Source organism: Psychrobacter sp. Rd 27.2 (assembly GCF_001921755.1).
Classification (GTDB): domain Bacteria; phylum Pseudomonadota; class Gammaproteobacteria; order Pseudomonadales; family Moraxellaceae; genus Psychrobacter; species Psychrobacter celer.
Window position 1 is genome coordinate 1 of record NZ_MRYB01000044.1, and the last position, 697, is coordinate 697.

General features: G+C 40.3%; 1 protein-coding gene. It reads right to left on the bottom strand.

Going from position 1 to position 697, the window contains the following annotated elements; genetic code table 11:
• Positions 1–620: DUF3322 domain-containing protein (locus BTV99_RS12525; RefSeq protein WP_256713792.1), on the bottom strand; the 620-nt coding region annotated here is incomplete at its 3' end.
• Between the last annotated feature and the right edge of the window lie 77 nt (positions 621–697).

Genomic DNA, 697 nt, shown 5'->3' on the forward strand with positions numbered 1-697 from the left:
TCAACGTAATATACTGGCAATGCACGCAAGTATAGCCCAGTACCCATTCCTGTTTTTAATTGCGGTATAAGCGCAACCAGTAATTTTAGATCATCAGCACTTAAGTTATCAATAACCTCTAACATCTCAATGAGAGCGAAAAATAAAGTCTCTTGCCAGCTATCTGCAATCTTATCTGTACTGCTAGCAGATGACATTGTCATGCCTTTAGCGATTTCGGTATGAAGGTAGCTTAGTTTTTTTTGCCAGTCTTTAAGCTGCTGGCGTGCCGATGCGCCTAATATTTCAGACAGTGCTTGAATATTAGGAATAGTTAAAGTGATAGGAAGGGTCTGTTCAGAAAAATGTCGAAAGCTATTATGCTGCCATTGCACCATATCAGCGAAAGCAAAATTACGCCACGCTTGCACAAATTCGTGGAAATGCAGTGTATGGTTGAGTAATTCATTACCTGTTTTGGGAGGCTTTAGGCTTATGACAATAGGGAAGGCTCTTTCATTTTTTAAACGGGCTTTAAGGCGTGGTAGATTGTCCCACTCTCGCTTTTTTAGTTGTGTGATGACTGCTGCAGGCATCAAACCCCAATTTGGTGTTTCTGTAGTTATCATCTCTTTAGTCATGAAGCTCAATACCTAATTCTGCAATTTCTTGGTTGTCTTGGGAGAACTGTTCAAGCTTATTCTTTGCCAGGATGTTA